This window comes from Desulfobulbaceae bacterium DB1, assembly GCA_001914235.1.
Classification (GTDB): domain Bacteria; phylum Desulfobacterota; class Desulfobulbia; order Desulfobulbales; family SURF-16; genus DB1.
This window is the reverse complement of record MQUF01000020.1, coordinates 100,735-119,449: the sequence shown is the minus strand read 5'-3', so window position 1 is coordinate 119,449 and position 18,715 is coordinate 100,735. Positions and strand designations below refer to the sequence as shown.

Annotated in this window: 13 protein-coding genes and 3 pseudogenes; 11 read left to right on the top strand and 5 right to left on the bottom strand. The window is 51.1% G+C overall.

Annotation, left to right across the window (positions count from 1 at the left end):
* Positions 1-230 precede the first annotated feature (230 nt).
* Positions 231-1,556 carry a transposase gene (locus tag BM485_15395; protein ID OKY74185.1) on the bottom strand — a complete coding sequence of 442 codons (1,326 nt, stop codon included), beginning with the start codon at positions 1,554-1,556 and terminating at the stop codon, positions 231-233.
* 681 nt (positions 1,557-2,237) lie between these two features.
* Here BM485_15395 and BM485_15390 point away from each other — a divergent pair.
* Positions 2,238-2,519 (top strand): hypothetical protein, encoded by a 282-nt coding sequence (locus BM485_15390; GenBank protein OKY74184.1) that lies wholly within the window; start codon positions 2,238-2,240, stop codon positions 2,517-2,519.
* Positions 2,520-2,625: 106 nt separating this feature from the next.
* Here BM485_15390 and BM485_15385 read toward each other — a convergent pair whose 3' ends face one another.
* Both BM485_15385 and BM485_15380 read right to left on the bottom strand, forming a co-directional pair.
* Positions 2,626-4,167: a methylmalonyl-CoA carboxyltransferase gene (locus BM485_15385; GenBank protein OKY74183.1), complete on the bottom strand. Its 1,542-nt coding sequence runs from the start codon at positions 4,165-4,167 to the stop codon at positions 2,626-2,628.
* Positions 4,160-4,837: a hypothetical protein gene (locus BM485_15380; GenBank protein OKY74182.1), complete on the bottom strand. Its 678-nt coding sequence runs from the start codon at positions 4,835-4,837 to the stop codon at positions 4,160-4,162. The genes BM485_15385 and BM485_15380 overlap by 8 nt, the downstream gene beginning before the upstream one ends.
* A 113-nt stretch (positions 4,838-4,950) precedes the next feature.
* On the opposite strand from BM485_15380, the gene BM485_15375 reads away from it, so the two are divergent.
* Positions 4,951-6,087, top strand: coding sequence for an IS4 family transposase (locus tag BM485_15375; GenBank protein OKY74181.1), 1,137 nt, complete (start codon positions 4,951-4,953; stop codon positions 6,085-6,087).
* Here BM485_15375 and BM485_15370 read toward each other — a convergent pair.
* The gene (locus BM485_15370) at positions 6,082-6,549 is read right to left on the bottom strand and encodes a hypothetical protein (GenBank protein OKY74180.1); all 468 of its coding nucleotides are present in this window, start codon (positions 6,547-6,549) and stop codon (positions 6,082-6,084) included. The genes BM485_15375 and BM485_15370 overlap by 6 nt on opposite strands.
* Before the next feature lie 294 nt (positions 6,550-6,843).
* Between BM485_15370 and BM485_15365 the strand changes: the two genes are divergently transcribed.
* From BM485_15365 to BM485_15340, 6 genes and pseudogenes are all read left to right on the top strand, one after another.
* Entirely contained in the window at positions 6,844-7,218 is a 375-nt protein-coding gene (locus BM485_15365; GenBank protein OKY74179.1) for a hypothetical protein, read from the top strand.
* Between the two features lie 65 nt (positions 7,219-7,283).
* Positions 7,284-8,822 carry a hypothetical protein gene (locus BM485_15360; GenBank protein OKY74178.1) on the top strand — a complete coding sequence of 513 codons (1,539 nt, stop codon included), beginning with the start codon at positions 7,284-7,286 and terminating at the stop codon, positions 8,820-8,822.
* Position 8,823: 1 nt separating this feature from the next.
* Positions 8,824-10,518, top strand: a complete 1,695-nt coding sequence (locus BM485_15355) for a hypothetical protein (GenBank protein OKY74177.1) — start codon at positions 8,824-8,826, stop codon at positions 10,516-10,518.
* Positions 10,519-10,759: 241 nt separating this feature from the next.
* Positions 10,760-11,011 (top strand): annotated as a pseudogene (locus tag BM485_15350) (hypothetical protein).
* A 90-nt stretch (positions 11,012-11,101) separates the two neighbouring features.
* Positions 11,102-11,422: pseudogene (locus BM485_15345) on the top strand (Fis family transcriptional regulator).
* A 3-nt stretch (positions 11,423-11,425) separates the two neighbouring features.
* Positions 11,426-12,799: pseudogene (locus BM485_15340) on the top strand (Fis family transcriptional regulator).
* Between the two features lie 15 nt (positions 12,800-12,814).
* Here the strand turns inward: BM485_15340 and BM485_15335 are convergent.
* Complete coding sequence (locus tag BM485_15335) at positions 12,815-13,831, bottom strand: type I glyceraldehyde-3-phosphate dehydrogenase (GenBank protein OKY74176.1); 1,017 nt, start codon at positions 13,829-13,831, stop codon at positions 12,815-12,817.
* Positions 13,832-14,120: 289 nt separating this feature from the next.
* On the opposite strand from BM485_15335, the gene BM485_15330 reads away from it, so the two are divergent.
* The 3 genes from BM485_15330 to BM485_15320 all read left to right on the top strand — a co-directional run bounded on the left by BM485_15330 (position 14,121) and on the right by BM485_15320 (position 18,705).
* A complete protein-coding gene (locus BM485_15330) occupies positions 14,121-15,908 on the top strand; it encodes a hypothetical protein (GenBank protein ID OKY74175.1) in 1,788 nt (595 codons plus the stop codon).
* 137 nt (positions 15,909-16,045) lie between these two features.
* The gene (locus BM485_15325) at positions 16,046-17,977 is read left to right on the top strand and encodes a histidine kinase (GenBank protein OKY74174.1); all 1,932 of its coding nucleotides are present in this window, start codon (positions 16,046-16,048) and stop codon (positions 17,975-17,977) included.
* Between the two features lie 14 nt (positions 17,978-17,991).
* On the top strand, positions 17,992-18,705 hold the full coding sequence (locus BM485_15320; protein OKY74173.1) for a DNA polymerase III subunit epsilon: 714 nt from the start codon (positions 17,992-17,994) through the stop codon (positions 18,703-18,705).
* The last annotated feature ends 10 nt before the right edge of the window (positions 18,706-18,715 follow it).

Here is an 18,715-nt window from a genome sequence, read left to right as displayed (position 1 = left end):
ACCTGAATCCGTGAGGTATCCCGGATTCTCCCTAAAAATTGTGGGGCGCGAAAAAATTTCAACACCGCGACCGCCAGAAATTTATATATTGCCAGCATATTGCTGGTAAATTGGGACATCGTCCCCGTTGTTCTTTGAAAAATTGCTATATTTGCCTGTTTTTAGGCGTATTTTCCCGGCAGGGCCTGCTGTTCAGCCACTTTCCGGCAAATTTCTCTTCTGTTCTTGCATTAGCCAAAGGCAAGCCGGTTATAAACGGCCTGAAACGAGTCAAATGCGCAACAGTGGCGGCTGAACCGCAGCTTCAGTTTCCTGCCGGTCTCAATCAGTCTGGCTGCACGGTACATGAGTTCCTGAATAACGGTACGAATTCTCCTGCGCTTTGCCGAGTGGCGCACTGGTGAGCGATCACCGAGAAGGCCAAGCTGGCCGATAAACCGCAAGATGTTATAAGCCAAGCCGGCCAAGGACATGATCAAGGAATTGGTCGCAAATTTTCCCGAAGGCAACCGCTCAAGATCCATGTCGGTTTTAAATTCGCTGTGAAACTGCTCGCTTGTGCCGTGGTCCCGGTAGAGCTTGATGATCTCTTTTTCCGGCAGGTAAAGGGATGTCCACCAGCCCTCAAGTTCTATATCCGGCACCAGCAGCAACTGGCCGCGTTTGTCAATGGTACGTTCAATCACGCGGACGATCAGGCGGGTACTGAACTCCTTGCCCTCGTGCTCCTGAAGCTGGTTGAAACTGAATACGGCAACCCGTTTGCCGCGTCGTGGTTCGCTCACTTCTCCTTCTTGCAGCCCACGGGCCAGCCAGGCGGGAAGGTCCTGCTTGCGGGGATTCCATTTCAGGATGTAATCGACCTTTTTGTGGCCATAAAGCGTTGCTCGGGTCTCGACAGCATCGTGTCCGGAGTCAAGCCTGAATAACAGTGACTTTTTGGTTAAAGACTTGGCACGGGAGATGGTTTCCTGCAGAAAAGGAATAAAATTGTTTTGGCTGTGCTGGCTGCCCTCCCGGAACTCAAGATTAATACACCAGCCTTCCTCTCCCATGTAGGCGGCTATTGGCGCATAGCCGTCATAACCGTGATAGGTATGCTTGGAACCTTCTTTTTTGGTGCCGGAGTTGTCCATGCAAAAGACGTCCATATCGACGGCGACATGACCCATGGCCAAGGGGGTTACTTTTCCTTTGGCATTGCGGATGAACTCCGTGTAGGTGGAGGAAGCAATTGGCTGAAAAACTGTTGCGGTTTCGTCAAGGCGCTGGCGCAAGGTTTCGGGCGAAGGAACCGCTTTGATGCCAAGTGATTGCTGGAAATACCTGTCGTCTTTCATGTCGGCAATGGCTTCGAAATCGCTTTTGCCAAGCGAGAGGAGCCCGAGATAACTGCGAATGACATCTGTATTGGCAATGTCCTTGGTGTCGGGTATCGCCTTTTTCAGCTTGGCGTTCAAGCTGGTAAAGCGATTGATACCGAGCCCGATCAGGGCCAGGCCGGAATGAGAGGTATAAAATTCGTCCGATGAGCGTTCAAGAATAAATCGTTTCATTTTTTCACCTGCAGAGTGATGTTTTTAGACAGGCGAATATTGCAATATTTTTTGTTAAATTTCAACATGTTATTTGAAAATACAGACGATTTTTACTGCAAAAATTTCACGGATTCAGGTGAATGTCTTCACGTTGATACAACTCGTCAATAAAACTCATCAAGAAGTTATCAATAGAATCTTCACTGCATTCAGCATGATAATAAAATATTGGATTTTCTTTACTCAGTAAGCGGTCTAAATTCACGCCGCCAAGTTTCGTGTGATATTCCCACTCGGATAAATGATAACGAATTAAGGATGTTACCGTCTTTAAAAACACATGATCAGAAGTGTCAATGGAGCTATTGGAACTCTTTCCACACAGAGAGCAAATGCCCACCTGACCTTTCGATTGAATCATGGTTTTCAAAAACACATTTTTGGCGCACGAATCACATATTCTTTCCATCGATTAATCCAAGGCTAGCATCTATTAGGTAATTAAATGCATATTACAAAACATTTTATCCATGATAATCATTCAATAATTTTAAGCAAATAGCACACAGGGTCATTTCCTTGAAAATTAAACTTGAACAATATCGGGCTGTTGCGATAAAATTTCTTGAAGTGATATAATAATTCTGTCTAGCATGCTGCGGCAAACTTTACATTAACTATTTGAATTTGAAAGATTTTATGAACAAAAAAAGTCCAAAGCAACTTGCAGCGACTCAAAAAAACGGGGCCTGTCCCCATTCAGAAACAAAGAACCTCCACCATCGTGATCTTGAGGCGGGTTTCGGGGAAGTCTCTATCCCCGAGGCGCTTGCCGGAAAATACCCCAATGCGGCGCGGGAGACCGGCCGGCAATGGGTTTTCCCGGCCAGGGAAAGATTTGTTGATCCGCGTTCCGGCAAAGAGAGCGTCATCATGGCCCGTGACATCCAACGCCTGCAAAGCCCCCTTGACCGTTTGTGATTCCAAGCCGCATCATTGCCTGTCGTTTTTCCCAACACATATCCACCATAAATGATTCAAATGTTTGTGGAAGTCAAGCAGAAAAAAGACTCGGCCAACCATCTTTTTACAGCGGCATATTGCCGTGTTTTTTGGGCGGATTTTTTATGATTTTATTGCGCATCCGGTCAAGGGCCATGATCAGCCGCGGCCGGGTCTCTTCCGGCATGATGATCTCATCGATATATCCCCGTGATGCGGCCACATAGGGATTGGCGAAGCGGGCCCGGTATTCATCGATCTTTTCCCGGCGCACCTCCTCGTTGTCATCCCCGGCCGGCTTGCGCCGGTAAATAATGTTGACCGCTCCTTCAGGCCCCATGACGGCGATCTCGGCGCCGGGGTAGGCGAAATTGTAATCCCCGCGGATATGCTTGCTCGACATGACGCAATAGGCGCCGCCATAGGCCTTTCTCGTGATCAGGCTGATCTTGGGGACCGTTGCCTGGCAATAGGTAAAAAGCAGTTTCGCGCCGTCCCGGATGATGCCGCTTTGCTCCTGATCTTTTCCCGGCAGAAAACCCGGCACATCGACAAAGGTGACCAGCGGAATGTTAAAGGCATCGCAGAACTGAACAAACCTGGCCCCTTTCCGCGAAGCATTGACATCAAGAGCGCCGGCCAAATGGGCCGGTTGGTTTGCCACAATGCCCGCCACCCGGCCGTTGAACCTGGCAAACCCGACAACAAGATTCCGGGCATAGCCTTGCTGGATCTCAAAAAACGAGGACTGGTCGGCAACCAGCCTGATCAACTCCTTCACATCATAGGAAGCGCGGGGATCAGCCGGAATGAAACTGTGCAGACGGGCATCGCCCCGGCTCGGTTCATCGAGGCATTCCTTCACCGGGCTTTCCTCCAGATTATTGGCAGGCAGATAGTCGAGCAGCTCCCGGATCAAAAGGATGCAATCCCGGTCATCACGCGCCACCAGATGGCTGACCCCGCTCAATTCGTGATGGGTATGAGCGCCGCCCAGCTCCTCCTTGCTCACCTCTTCGTGGGTGACGGCCCGGATCACCTCCGGTCCGGTGACAAACATATGGCTCTGCTCCTCGACCATGACGATGAAATCGGTCAGCGCCGGAGAATAGCTTGCGCCCCCGGCGCAAGGCCCCATGATGGCCGATATCTGGGGAATAACCCCGGATGCCAGGGTGTTTTTCAGAAACAGCTCCGCCACCCCGGCCAGTCCGCAGACGCCCTCCTGTATTCGTGATCCGCCCGAATCATTGAGGCCGATGAACGGCGTGCCGAGCTGCATGGCCATATCGAGTATCTTGCAGATCTTTTTCGTGTTCGACTCGGAAAAGGTGCCGCCCATGACCCTGAAGTCCTGGGCATAGGCATGGACCAGCCGCCCATTGATCCGGCCGGAACCGCTGATCACGGCATCGCCTTCAACCAGTTTTTTTTCCATGCCGAAATCCGTGCAGCGATGGGTGACGAAACGGTCAATTTCATGAAAGGTGCCTTCATCAAAAAGCAGATCAAGCCTTTCCCGCGCGGAAAGAACGCCCTTTTGCCGATCGCCGGGGAGGCGCCCGCCTTCACTGGCCATTATTTTGCTGTTTCTCCGGATAAATTCCTCTAACGCGTTCTCACTCATCAGCCACCCCTCCCATCCTGTCGCCGATGGCCGGCCATGAGGTGTCAATGATACGGCAAACCTTGTCCTCCACCTGCTGCAACTGCTTCTGGGTGCGTTTCACCTCGACATAGGTTTCCTGAAAGCTGCGAAACAGCCGGGCGAGCTCAATCTCGTGACCCAGTGCGGCGGAGGCTTCCATGGTCAGATCATCGAGAATCTTCATGTCGTCCTCGGTGAAAACGTCATGGGAGGTTTTACTGACGTTCAGCACGCCGATACTTTCACCGGCGGCACTGAGAAGCGGCATGCTGATCAGCGAATTGTTCCAGTACTGGCTCGGGTCGGGCGAGCGGTCAAGATTTTGTTCCCGCTCGATATCCTGGATAAAAACAGGTTTTTTTGTCATGAAACAACGCCCGGAAACACTGTTTTCCGTAATGATCTGCTGCTGACCGAGAATTTTCTCCCTGTTTGCCCCGAAAGCAGCCTCCACCCGCAGCACACCCCGGTCAAAAATCATGATGGAACCTTTTTCAACACGAAGGCAGTCGATGCAGGCGTCGAGTATGGTATCAAGGGTTTGCTTGACATCGCTTGCCGCGGTGCTTCCGGCAATGCGATGCATGGCCTTTATCTTTTTCCGTTCAATCCCCATCTGCAGCATCAGTTTTTTGTTTTCCACCTGCATTCACTGCTGTCTTATAAAATTGTAAACAACATCAAATAAATAAAGGCTCGGAAGCCCCTTTTGGTTATAATGAATTTGCGAAAAACACTAACCATAACAAGGAGATCCGAGCCATGGCACATTATAACACAATTCTTAATCAAATTACTGCAATTCTTCCGAGACATGAATTTGAATGCCTTGCCCAAACACATCACGTTGGACAGAAATTCAGATCCTTTAACAGGTGGAGTCAATTTCTTGCCATGATGATTGCCCAGTTATCTTCAAGAAAAAGCCTGCGAGATTTGACAGACAATCTGAAAGCACAGGCAAACAAACTTTACCATCTCGGGATGAGAAAAACTTCACGAGCAACTTTGGCCCGTGTTAACGACAAACAGCCTGCTGAACTTTACAAAGTGATGTTTTACAAGCTCCTTGAGCGTTGCCAGCAGCATGCTCCCAAGCACAAATTCAAGTTCAAAGGCAAATTATTTCTACTTGATGCCACCACCATAAAGCTTTGCTTGTCCATTTTCCCATGGGCCAAGTTTCGTAAAACAAAGGGAGCCATAAAACTCCATGTTGGCTTAGATGCTGATGGCTACCTCCCGTCCTTCATGACTATGACAGATGGCAAAGGGCATGAAGTTCAGTGGGCGAAGGCTCTCAATCTGCCAAAGGGGTCATGCGTTGTCTTTGACCGTGGTTTTACAGACTACACCTGGTACGAATCTTTAATGAGTAATGGTATCTTTTTCGTTACCAGACTGAAAAGCAATGCCTTGGTCCAGTATTTCAAAAACCGGCCCGGCCGTAAATCTACCGGAGTTACTATGGATCGCCAAATTCAACTTGGCGATATTCCCCAAAAGCTTCGACTCATTGCCTATACAGACCCTGAAACTGGTATTGAGTATCGTTTTGTCACCAACGCAGATCATCTTCAGGCCAAAACAATTGCCGACCTCTACAAGGAGAGGTGGCAGATAGAACTTTTTTTCAAATGGATTAAGCAGAATCTGAAAATAAAAACTTTTCTAGGAACCTCTCAAAATTCTGTTCTTACTCAAATTTGGATTGCCTTATGCGTTTACCTGATCCTCGCGTACCTCAAATTCACCGCAAAAATTGGTATATCCATGCAGCAAATACTCAGGATTTTGCAGCTAAATTTATTCGAAAGGCGAGATCTCCTCGCCCTTTTAAAACCTCCAAAGCAGAAACAGCCTACGATTAGGCAGTTTCTGCTTTGGGGAAATTTATGAGACAGCAGTGACCTGCATTGCAAAACTTTCTTCATATCGGCGGCCGCTTTCATGGAGTGTCCGGCAAAGGGATTCCAGCAGCTTCCGGCCCAAGGTGTCCGACTGCCGCAGGATTTGGCGGAAACGGGGAAAGGAAAGCGACAAAAGTTGCGATTGTTCCACCGCCACCCAGTCGACAAGCGAAGGAGCCGGTTCAACCAGGCCGCCCGCGCCGAAATGATTGCCGGCTGTGATCTCCTCAAACAACTCCTTTTCCTGCCATGCCTCCAGACCGGTTGCCTCCAGGGTAATGCCGAGGATTTTCTCCTGCCGCACCCGGCCGGAAAGGACGAAGAAAATACGGTCCAGGGCAGACCCCTCCCGGACAACGACATCGCCGGGAGAAAAATTTTCTTTTTGCAGGGATGGCAAAAGCAATTCACATTCCGCCCCTGACAATTCAGCAAAAAAAAGGAGCTTCATAACCTCTCGGCATTGTTCAGATTGTTGCATTGGTGGCTCTCCGATCAGCGGACACTAGGGAAGAAAAAAAATGCCGTGGGGGAATTGGCGGCAGGAAAAGAAGATAGGGAAATTACACAATGGAGCGGCCGGACTTGTCAAGCGATGAATCAATAAAATTGCAATTTGCGAAAATTCATTTCTGAAACAAATTTTTATTTGATACAATCTGTTTGTTGATGGCATAATAAATATCGAGTTTTCTTTTTACTTCTATCCACGGAACCGATTTCATCACTTGAAGTGAGCAAAACAATGGCCAGTGAATCAGCGGACATCGACAGGAGAGGGCAGAAACGGTACATCATGCGTGAAGGCACCTATGCCTTTCTCCGCCCTCCTTCGAATAAAATCGGCCAGATAATCGACATCAGCATGTCCGGCCTTGCTTTCTGCTATTTTTCCACCAACGGTGCATCAAGGGATGCCCAGGGACTTGACCTGCTGGTTGAAGAAGGTCTGTGCCTGGAAAACATCCCCTATACCACGGTTAACGATTTTGTCCTTCCCAACGAGCAGCCTTTCAGCCAGATCACCATGCGCCGGCGCTGTATCAAATTCGGCCCCCTGTCCGTCAAACACAAGCAACATCTGCAGCAACTCATTGAACGTTACGGCTGCGAGGCCTGAAAACAGCAGCATACCGATTGCATACCCCCTTCTTCTTTCTCATATAGCCTTCACAAGGAGTTCCCATGGTTTCCAGAGAACAGCCGCTATTTCTTTTTTCCGATTCGGAAAACCAATGCCGCGACACTGCCGTTTTTCTTCCTGACGGTCAACTTTCCCCGAATCTCGTAGCCTATACGGAAACAATTTCCTGTCCGGCCGGAGAGGCGATTGAACTGCAGGACAGCCGTGCCTTTTATTATGTCCTGAAGGGCGTTATCGAGGTTTCCTATACGGCCCAGGACACAAAAATAACCGTTGCCTTACTGGGCGGCGGGAATTTCTTCGGCGAAATCGGTTTTTTTGACGGCGGCTCCCGGGTACGTGACATCCGAGCCACCGAGGATGCGGAAATATGCAAATTCGATCTCGCGGTTATCGAGAATCTTTTCCATGAAAATCCTGCGCTCTACGGTCGGCTGGTGACAAGCCTGACCCAGCGGATCTGCGGCAAATTCCGCAGAATACTCGAAGAAAACCAACCGCTTATCAGTTATGCCGCATCGCTTTCCACCCGTCGAAAAAGCTTTACCGAAACAAAGCCGATGCCGGCCAAACTGCTCAAAAGCCCCACCTGGCACCAGATCAGCAGTGAAATCGAGTCGGCCAAGGCCGAGCTGTTCAATATTTCCTACCGTCTCCAGGAAGACACCTCCTCGCAGATTCCGGATGAGGAAATCAGCCGCGACTGTTTCAAGGTGCTGGATGCCATCAATGAAAGCCTTGAATTTTATAAGGGCAAGATGGAAACTCCCCAGAACAGGGATTTGCTTTGGGGTTATATTTTCAAGGAGATCTTCCCCTATATCATGCGCAGCCGTTTCGTCGAAAGGGCGTATTACAAGCCCAAAGGCTATGCCGGGGATTTCCTGATGATGGAGCATATCTACCGCGATCAACCGGAAGGCGACGGCAAAGTTGGAAAAATCGTCGACGCCTGGTGCCTGCAGCGGCCCGGCGCCAAAGCCATCCGGGGCAGGAGAACTCTGCTCCGAACGCAACTTGCCTCCTTAACCAAGGATTTTTTATCCACCACCTCCCGCATCCGGATCATGAATCTGGCCTGCGGACCCAACCGGGAACTCTTTGATTTTCTTGCCGCATGCGACTACAGTCAGGCCATTGAAGCGCTGTGCGTGGATATCGATTCCGAGGCGTTGCAGTTTACCAACCAGCATGTCAACATCTTCCCCCACAAGGCGTCCATCCGGCTCATGAATGAAAACCTGGTCAAGTGGTCGATGGGCAGAGTCAGCCATGAAATAGGCAAACAGCATATTATCTATTCGGCCGGTCTTTGCGATTATCTCGATCGTCGCCTTTTTCAAGCCCTGATCAAACGATGCCACGAACATCTTGAACCGGGCGGCAAACTGCTGCTCGGCAACTTTGCCCCGTATCCCGATCAAATCTTCATGGACGAAATTCTGCACTGGCAATTGATTTATCGAACCGCCGACGAACTCCTCGAGCTGTTCCAGGACACCCCTTTTGCCGGCAAGGTGGAAATTCTTTCCGAAACGGAAGGAGTCAACCTCTTTGCCATGGCCACGAAAGAAGCATGAAATGGAGCTTATTCCCCGCCAATATCAGCCCGCCTATGAAGAGGAGACGCGACAGCTCTTTCAGCAGCGGGCTTTTCTCTTCTTCCGGCTCGGCATTGTTTTTTTCCCTCTTTTTTCCCTGCTTGATTCCTTTGCCGCCAAGGAACATTTCAAGCTTTTCCTGGCATATCGCCTGATTTTTGCCGCCCTTCTCCTGTGCTTCTCTTTTGCCGTCCAGAGATTCAATGAACACCGGATCACCGTCGGGCTGACCTTTTTTTCCTACCTGCTGGGCGGATTCGTCATCACCCTGATGGTTCTTGAAACCGGCGGTTATTCCTCATCATATTATGTCGGGCTCCTGCTTATTTCGGTCGGCGGCTTCGCCCTGCTCCCTCTGGATGTGAAGCAGGCGACAGTCGCCGGCCTCGCCCTTTACTCCGTCTATGCAGTTCCCGTCTTGCTCTTCAGCCGGCCGTCCCCGGAAGCAACCGGGATTTTCTTCAGCAACAGTTTTTTCTTCCTGGCCGTCATTGCCGTCAGCCTGGTGCAGTGCCATGAAGAAACCAAGGCGCGGATGCGCAAATTCAACCTGAACATGAACCTGAAGGAGTTAAACGACGACCTGTCCTTTTACACCCATAACCTGGAGGACGAAGTGGAAAAAAGGGTGAAAAAGATCGAAGAATCGGAGCTTCGCTACCAGGAACTTTACGAAAACATCCTCGACCTCATCATCCTCATTGACCAAAAAGGGAAAATCATATCGGCAAACCGCCACTTCTATGACGCCATCGGCCGAGCGCCCCGCGAAATTGCGGGGAAATCCCTGTTTGACATCGTGCATCGCGACAGCCATGCGGAAATAAAAAACACCATGCTGCCGCAACTGCGGCGCGGCGAGGCGGTGCGGGATATTCAACTCATTATCCGATCAGCGACGGGCAAACAGCTTCATATGGAATGCAACGCGAGAAACATATCGAAAAACAGCCATTCCCTCGGCTTCCAGCTCGTCATCCGGGACATTACCGAAAGAAAAAAAATGGAGGAACGCCTTCTTGAATCCTACCGCCTGGTGGACAAGTCGCGAACCACGGCCATCCTCGCCCTGGCCAAACTTGCCGAATTCCGCGACAAGGACACCGGCAATCATCTGGAAAGGATCAGGGAATATTCACGCATCCTGGCCAATGAAATTGGTCGGAACCAAGCCTATCATGACTACATCACCCCGGAATACATTGACGACATCTACCTTTCTTCAATCCTGCACGACATCGGCAAAGTCGGCATACCTGACAACATCCTGCTTAAGCGGGGCAAACTCACTCCCGAAGAGTTTGAAATCATGAAGTGCCACTCCGTTTATGGGGGCGATGCCCTGCGGGAAAGCGAAAAAAAGACGGACGGGCAATCCTTTCTCACCATCGGCAAGCAGATCGCCTACCATCACCACGAAAAATGGGACGGAACCGGCTACCCCAGCGGCTTATCGGGTGAAGACATTCCTCTTTCGGCCCGCATTGTCGCCCTGGCGGATGTCTATGACGCCCTCACCTCCCGCCGATGCTACAAACCGCCCTTCAGCCATGAACAGGCCAGGGAAATCATCATCAAAGACCGGGGAAGCCATTTCGACCCCGGCGTGGTTGACGCATTTCTGGCCCAGGAGTTTGCCTTTCAAGAAACCAGGATGAATATCCTGGTCCATTAATCCGGCATCCCGGCATCCAGGACAAGCTCTTGCTTGTTGCCGGCAATGTGTTTGATTCTTCCTCGCAACTCCCGGATAAATCGCTGCTTTTCATATTTATCCATAATTTTTTGCTTGATTTTTGCATCACCCCCGTCTAGTATATTACAAATTGCAATTTATAATTAATTACACAGAATGAAGTATTCTGATCCCCAAGGGGTGTAATATGATCGGAGGCTTCCCGGCTAACCGTCGCACCATCCACCGCTTCCCCTTTCGTTTGCCGTTTACCCTTTCTTTCGGCGACAATATCAAAACGTACAGCGCAACCAGTATCGATTTAAATCATCTGGGAGCGCAGATTTCCACCCAGGCAGCGCTCTATCCCGGATTACGCCTGCAACTCCACCCTGAAAATCTGTCCGGCGGCAAGGATCTTCCCGCATCCGGGGAAGTCAAATGGATCCAGGCCGGACCACACATGAATCGCTGCGGCATTGTTTTTCACCATCCGGTCAACTGGCTGGTGGCCCTGGACAAGGCCTCCCTGTCAATCCCCAACATCAACCAGTATGATGAGTGCGCGGTTTCCGAATTTGTCTTGAACAGCATCAATGACGGGGTTTTCAGTGTTGACCGGCAATGGCGGATAACATCCTTCAACAAGGCCGCGGAAAAACTGACCGGCTGGAAACGGCATGAGGTCATCGGCATGATCTGCCGGGAAATATTTCGGTCCAATGCCTGTGACAACTGTGTGCTGGCCGAAAGCATCAAAACCGGGGAACCGGTGTGCAACCGCTCTCTTTTTATCACCACGGCCGAAGGCAGAAGAATCCCGGTCAACATCAACACCACGCCGCTGAAAGACCCCCAGGGTCAGGTGGTCGGCGGGGTCCAGGTGTTTCGCAATGTTTCCACCGTGCAAGGCCGGGCCTTGATCCTTGATTCCATTGCCGACGGGGTCTTCACCGTCAATCGTCGCTGGGAAATCACCTCTTTTAACCGGGCCGCGGAGGAAATCACCGGCATACCGGCATCAGAGGCCATCGGCAAGTCATGCAGCGATATCTTCAAGGCCAGCATCTGCGGTGAAACCTGCGCCATTGCCCACAGCATGTGCACGGGCAAACCCGAATCAAATCGTTCCATCACCATCCAGGGGGCATCAGGACGGCGAATACCGGTAAGCATCTGTGCCGCGCCCCTGGTCGACAGTGAAGGCAATATCGTCGGCGGCGTTGAAAGTTTCCGAGACCTGAGCGTCATCACCTCGCTTCGTCAGAAACTGTCACGCTATCAGGTCGGGGAAATTTTCAGCAAGAGCCCGACCATGCGCCGCATCTTTGACATACTGCCGGAAATCGCCCGCAGTGACAGCAATGTCCTGATTCTCGGCGAAAGCGGAACCGGCAAGGAATTGATGGCCAAGGCGCTGCACAACAAAAGTGATCGACGGAATCAACCTTTTGTGGCGGTGAACTGCGGGGCATTGCCGGACACGCTGCTTGAATCCGAACTGTTCGGATATAAGGCCGGGGCATTCACCGATGCCAAAAAAGACCGGACCGGCAGATTCGCCGCAGCGGAGAAAGGAACGCTCTTTCTCGACGAAATCGGCGACATTAATCCGGCGATACAGGTAAAGCTCCTGCGCGTCATCCAGTCACGGCAATATGAACCCCTGGGATCAACAACTCCGGTCGAGGCCGATGTCCGCATCATCGCCGCCACCAACCGCGATCTTGCCGTCCTCATGCAGGAAGGCGTCTTCCGTGACGATCTCTACTACCGGCTGAACGTGGTCAAACTGCTGATTCCGCCCCTGCGTGAAAGACGGGAGGATATCCCCGTCCTGATCGAACAGATCATCGAGAAATTCAACCGGGAAAGAGGCAAGGACATCGGCGGCATGTCCGACACCGCCACAGCCCTGCTCATGGGATACGACTTTCCCGGCAACGTGCGGGAACTGCGGAACATTATCGAATACGCCTTTATTCTCTGCGAGGGCGGCATGATCCGGCCGGAACATCTGCCGGAACCGTTCAAGCCGAAAACGGAAGAAGAGGTGCAGAACACCGTGCTCGACCACCCCATGACCATGGAGGAGGCGGAAAAATTTATCATTCACCAGGCCCTGCAACGCAACAAGTGGCGGCGAATGGCAACCTGCCGGGAACTGCAGATTTCAAAAGATACCCTCCGCAGGAAAATTGAACGATTCCACATCGAAGCTCCGGCGGAGGAATTATTTGCGGAAACGGAAGCAGAGGAGCTTGAAGCACTGCGCAACTGAAACGGCAAAGCGCGGTTACACGTTCAGAAATTTCAACGTTGTATCCAGCATGCGATTGGCATATCCCCATTCATTGTCAAACCAGGCAAGCACTCGCACCATACGGGATCCGCTCACCCGGGTCTGGCTGCCGTCAATGACGGCGGAACGACTGTCCTGGTTGAAATCACAGGAAACCAGCGGCTCCTCGGTATACCCCAAAACACCCTGCAGGGAACCGGATGCCCCATCCTTGAAGGCTTCGTTTACCGCATGGCTGTCGACGCCCCGCAAAACACCCACCGTCAAGTCGATGACCGAAACATTGGTGGTCGGCACACGCATCGATGCCGACTGAAACCGACCGGCAAGATGGGGCAGAATGCGGCCCACCCCCCTGGCAAGCTCCGTCGCCACAGGAACCATCGACTGCACCCCGCTGCGTGTGCGCCGAAGGTCATGGCACTGGTGATAGGCATCTATGACCGGCTGATCATTCATCATGGAATGAATCGTCGTGATCATGCCGTGATCAATACCGAACGCATCATCAAGCACCTTGATGACCGGCACGATACAGTTTGTCGTGCATGAGGCATTGGAAATGATTTTATGATCGTTTGTCAGCAGATGATCATTGACGCCGTAGACAATGGTTGCATCGAGATCATCCCCACCGGGACAGGAAAGAACAACCTTTTCTGCTCCCCGGTCAATGTGTGATTGCAGGGAAGCACGCTTCGCATGGCAACCCGAACATTCCAGAACGATATCAATGCCATGGTCCGCCCAGCGCAGCTTGGAAATCTCCCGAAAGCCGGTGACGGGAATGACGTCGCCATTGATCTGCAACTGATGCTCCCCATGAGTTACCGCCTCGGGAAAACGACCATAGGTGGTATCGTATTTTGTCAGATACGCAATCTGTTCGATGGGAGAAATGTCGTTGATTGCCTTAATCCGAATCTTATCCCGCAAATTCGATCGATAATAGGCCCGGAGGATAGCCCTGCCGATCCTGCCATATCCGTTAATTGCAACATGATGAGCCATGACTTAACGTTGCCCCTGATTGCACGGAAAAATAATTTTGTTCATTTCTGTTTCACCTGCCGGTTGATATTCATGAAAGGTGAATATCGCAGTATTCTTTCAAAAATTCAACAATTTATATAAATACCCCTCCAGTTTTTCTCTTCATTTTTATTGCCGATCGGCCATGAACGATCATTTGCGCGTTGGCCGTAACAATTGATCCGCCCCTGCTGGATTTTCAGCACGTTTTCCGTTATGCTGAAAAGACAGTTAAAAAGTTAAAAATTATTTATCGGAGCATCAACGCATGGGCGGCATTGCTGCGCAATTCACGATTCTTTACCAACAGGAACAGCGCGACCAGCTGCACCAGAGGGCCCATGTCGTTCTCTGGACCGCGGCGGTCATGCTTCCTTTTTTTGCCCTGCTTGATTTCGTCGTTGTCCCTGATCACTTCAGACAATTTCTCGCCTGGAGGCTGGCCGCTTCTTTTTTCTGCCTGATTGTCATTTTCTTCAACAAACAGGACACCGCCCACCGATATCCCGTTCTTTTCGGGGTTACCGCCTATGTTGCCGCAGGCCTGACCGTCTCTCCCATGGTCGTGCAATTGGGCGGTTATTCATCTTTTTACTATGTGGGCTTCATCCTGATACTTGTCACCTTTGCCGCTATTTTCCCGCTGCCCATGATGCAGACCGCTGCCCTGGGAGTCCTGCTTTACGCCATTTACGCGGTGCCCGTTTTCATCCTTTCCCCCTTTTCCCCGGAAGTCTTCCTTGATTTTCTCGCCAACTCGTTTTTCTTCATGACATTCATCATTATCATTGTTGTGCAGAGCCGTGCGGAAAACAAAGCCAGAGCAGATGAATTCAACCTGCGCATGAAACAAAAAGAGATGACGGCAAAACTCTCTTTTTATGCCGACAAGCTGGAAAACGAGGTCAAGAAAAGAACGGACGAACTGAACTCGTCGGAAAAACGATATCGTGATCTTTATGAAAATATCATTGATGATGTCATCCTGGTTGATCGGGATGGGAAAATCCTTATGGGCAATCCACGATTTTACAGCACTCTCCACATTGCCGATCATGACCGTGAAGTTGACTTTCCGCAGTTGATCCATCTCGATGATGTCTCTCGTGTCCGACAAGAGCTGTTTGACAAACTCAGCCGGGAACAGCAGGTAACCGGCTGCCAGTTCCGGCTGTCCGGCCGGCAGGGGAAAAATTTCGACGTTGAATGCAATGCCACCGTCATCACCAAGGAAGGAGTGGTTGTTGGTTTTCAGATGCTGCTCAGGGATATTTCCGCCCGCAAAAAACTTGAACAGGACCTGTTGCACTCCTTGAAAATCCTACATGAAACGAGATCCGCGACCATCCTCGGCCTGGCGAAATTATCCGAATACCGGGACGTCCAAACAGGAAAACACCTGGAGCGGCTGCGGGAATACTGCCTGATCCTGGCAAAACAGCTGGCCAAAAAGGAAAAATACCGGGGCCACATCACCGACCAATACATCGAAGACCTTTATCAATCCTCCATCCTCCATGATATCGGCAAGGTGGGAATACCGGACGAAATACTGCTCAAAAGCGGCACCCTCACCCGGGAGGAAAACGAAATAATCCGTCAGCACGCCACCTATGGCGGCAATATCCTCAAGGCCGTGGATGCCCAGTCCGAAGAGCAGTCCTTTCTGTCCATGGCCAAAACCATCGCCTATTTCCACCACGAACACTGGGACGGCAGCGGCTACCCTTATGGTCTCAGGGAGGAAGAAATTCCTCTTGCCGCGCGCATCGTCAGCCTGGCCGATGCTTATGATGAACTCACCACTGCACGAAAATACCGGTCGGCATGCCTGCATGAAGAGGCCATCCGGTTCATGCGCGAGGAACGCGGCCGACGGTTTGCACCGGATATTGTCGATGCTTTTCTTGAATGCCGGCATCTCTTTCTTGCCGTCAGAGACAAGTTCACCTCGGAAGCATCTGAAGACGACCAGCTTCGCACCTCTCCCTGCTACCGGCAAAAAAAACATCCCCCCGGCGAATTCATGCCTGATTTTCAACCACTTTCAGAGTAATATAAAACATGCCGTTCAGAAAATGGGCGAGGCGGAATTGCAATGGTGATTTTTGTCTTTCCTCGTGCGACTCGCCCCTTTCGGTGAGATCGCGGCGCCCCGATCACTAACTTCTCCTCCAACTCCCCGGACACGCTATGCCGCAAAAAAATAATGCCCATTCGGTTTCTCCGGAAACAGTGCTTGAATTTCTCCAGAACACCCTTCCCTTCAATGAGCTGGAAAAAGATGACCTGGCCCGGCTGGCCCGCCAGTGCATAATCGATTTTTTCCCGAAAAACACCTTGATTTTCAAGCAGGACGTAACAGAGGTAACCCATTTTCATGTCATCCAGAAGGGCGGGGTAAAAATTTACCTGAAAGATGAAGAAGGGGAAGTTACCTTGAAGGATTTTCGCGGGGAAGGAGAATATTTCGGCGCCCTGCCCCTGATTCAGAACACCACCGCCAATCTGAACGTGGAAACGGTGGAAGACACCTTCTGCTTTCTTTTCAGCAAAGAGGCGTTCATGGAGCTGCTTCATTCAGCGCCGAAAGTGACCAACTATTTCCTCCGCAGCATGAGCGAAAAGCTTGTCCGCACCGCCTACAAGGAACTGAGGCAGCATCGCGTCTCAACCCGGACCGAAGGCTCGCTGTATCTTTTCAGCGCCCAGGTGGGAGCAATCGTCAAAGGTGAGCCGCAAACCATTCATGCCGATGATACCGTGCAGAACGCCGCCATCCGCATGGCCCAGCTCCATATCGGCTCCCTGCTGGTCACGGACGGGTCCGGCAATATCATCGGCATTGTCACCGACAAGGATATGCGCACCCGGGTGGTGGCCCAGGGTCTCGATTACGCGACCAGAATCAAATGGATCATGGCCTCTCCCGTGCAGACCATAGCCTCCCATGCGGTGTGCTTTGACGCGCTGCTGCAGATGATGAGCAACCGCATCCATCATCTGGCCATTGAAAAACAGGGGAAAATCGTCGGTGTGGTGACCACCCACGACATCATGGTGCTGCAGGGCACTTCCCCTCTCTATCTGTTCCGGGAAATACTCGCGCAGCGCAGAATAGAAGACCTCTACCAGCTTTCGGTCAAAGTGCCCCTTGTGGTCCGTTCCCTGGTTGAGGAGGGGGCCAAGGCGAACAATATCACCAGGATGATCACCATTTTGAATGACCAGATCCTCGACCGCATCCTGACCCTGATGATTGAAAAAATGGGCGCGCCCCCTTCCAGGTTCTGCTGGATCCTGATGGGAAGCGAAGGCCGGCGGGAGCAGACCTTTCGCACCGACCAGGACAATGCCCTTATTTATGAATTGCCGGATGATAAAAACAAAAAACAGGCTGCACAGGAATATTTCAGAATATTTGCCGAGGAAATTATTGAGCATCTGGTAGAATGCGGCTATCCGCGTTGTCCGGGCAACATCATGGCATCCAACAGCAATCTGCGCCAGACCTTGAGCGGCTGGATCAACTCATTTAACAACTGGATGCGCACCCCTGACCCCAAGGAGGTCTTAAACACCACCATTTTCTTTGATTTCCGGCCCGGTTACGGCGACGAAAAACTGGCCCGCGACCTGCGCAAACATCTGTGCGAAAGTGCCCCCAGGCATGAAATATTTCTCACCCACCTGGCCAGATTCTGCCTCACCGTCCGGCCGCCCCTTTCCTTTTTCAAAAACTTCATCGTGGAAAAAGACGGCGAACACAAAAACAGGCTCAACCTCAAGGAAACCGGGCTGGTCCCCTTTGTCGATTTCGCCCGGCTGATGTCCCTCAAGTACGGCATCGCGGAAAGTAACACCCTCGGCCGCCTTCAACTGTTAAACGAACAGGGACATATCTCCACTGATCTCTATTCCGAAACGGTCGAGGCATACGAATTCCTCATGCAGCTGCGACTGATCAACCAGCTCTACATGATGGAAGAAGGCATGAGCCCCACCAACTATATCAATCCCGGTGATCTTACCGACATTGAAAAAAAGACCCTGAAGGAATCTTTTGAAGTGATCCGGAAAATCCAGGCAAGCGTTACCCAGCAGTTTCATTTACGGGAATTTTGACAGCGTCGCATCATATGGGATTCTGGCCCTTTGCCGATAAAAAATCAAAAAAACACCATCCTGTTTTCAAGCGGAATCATCAATGGTTCACGGACATTGACCAGGATCAGCCGTTGGAATGCTACAATTTCGTGGTGTTTGACACGGAACTGACCGGACTTAGCCGCAAGGACGAAATTGTTTCCATCGGCGGGGTCCATGTGCGTGATCTGAAAATCATTGCCGGCGAAACATTCCATTCCTACGTCAGACCGCATACAAAAAAAGATGCCACGGACAGCACCCTGGTGCATCGGATAACCCCGCAACAGCTTACCGATGCACCGTTTTTGCGGGAGATCCTGCCCCAGTTCATCGAATTCTGCGGCCCCTCCCTGCTGGTCGGGCATTATGTCAGCCTTGATGTGGGCTTTCTCAATCAGGCGGCCAAAAAAATTTTCGGCGACACCATCAAAAATCCCTGCCTCGACACCATGCGTCTTGCCCAGGTCTACACGGAAACCTGCTGGGAGAATTACCATGATCAGTTCAACCTGCAGGTTTCCTTCAATCTGACCGACCTCAGCAACGATTACGGACTCCCGGTCTTTCACCATCATGATGCGTTGCAGGACGCCCTGCAGACAGCCTATCTCTTTATTTATCTTGCAAAAAAATTAAAAAGCGCGGGGCTGATCACCTTGAAGGATCTGTTCAACGCCGGACAAAGCTGGAAAAGAATTTTTTAAGGAAAAGGGA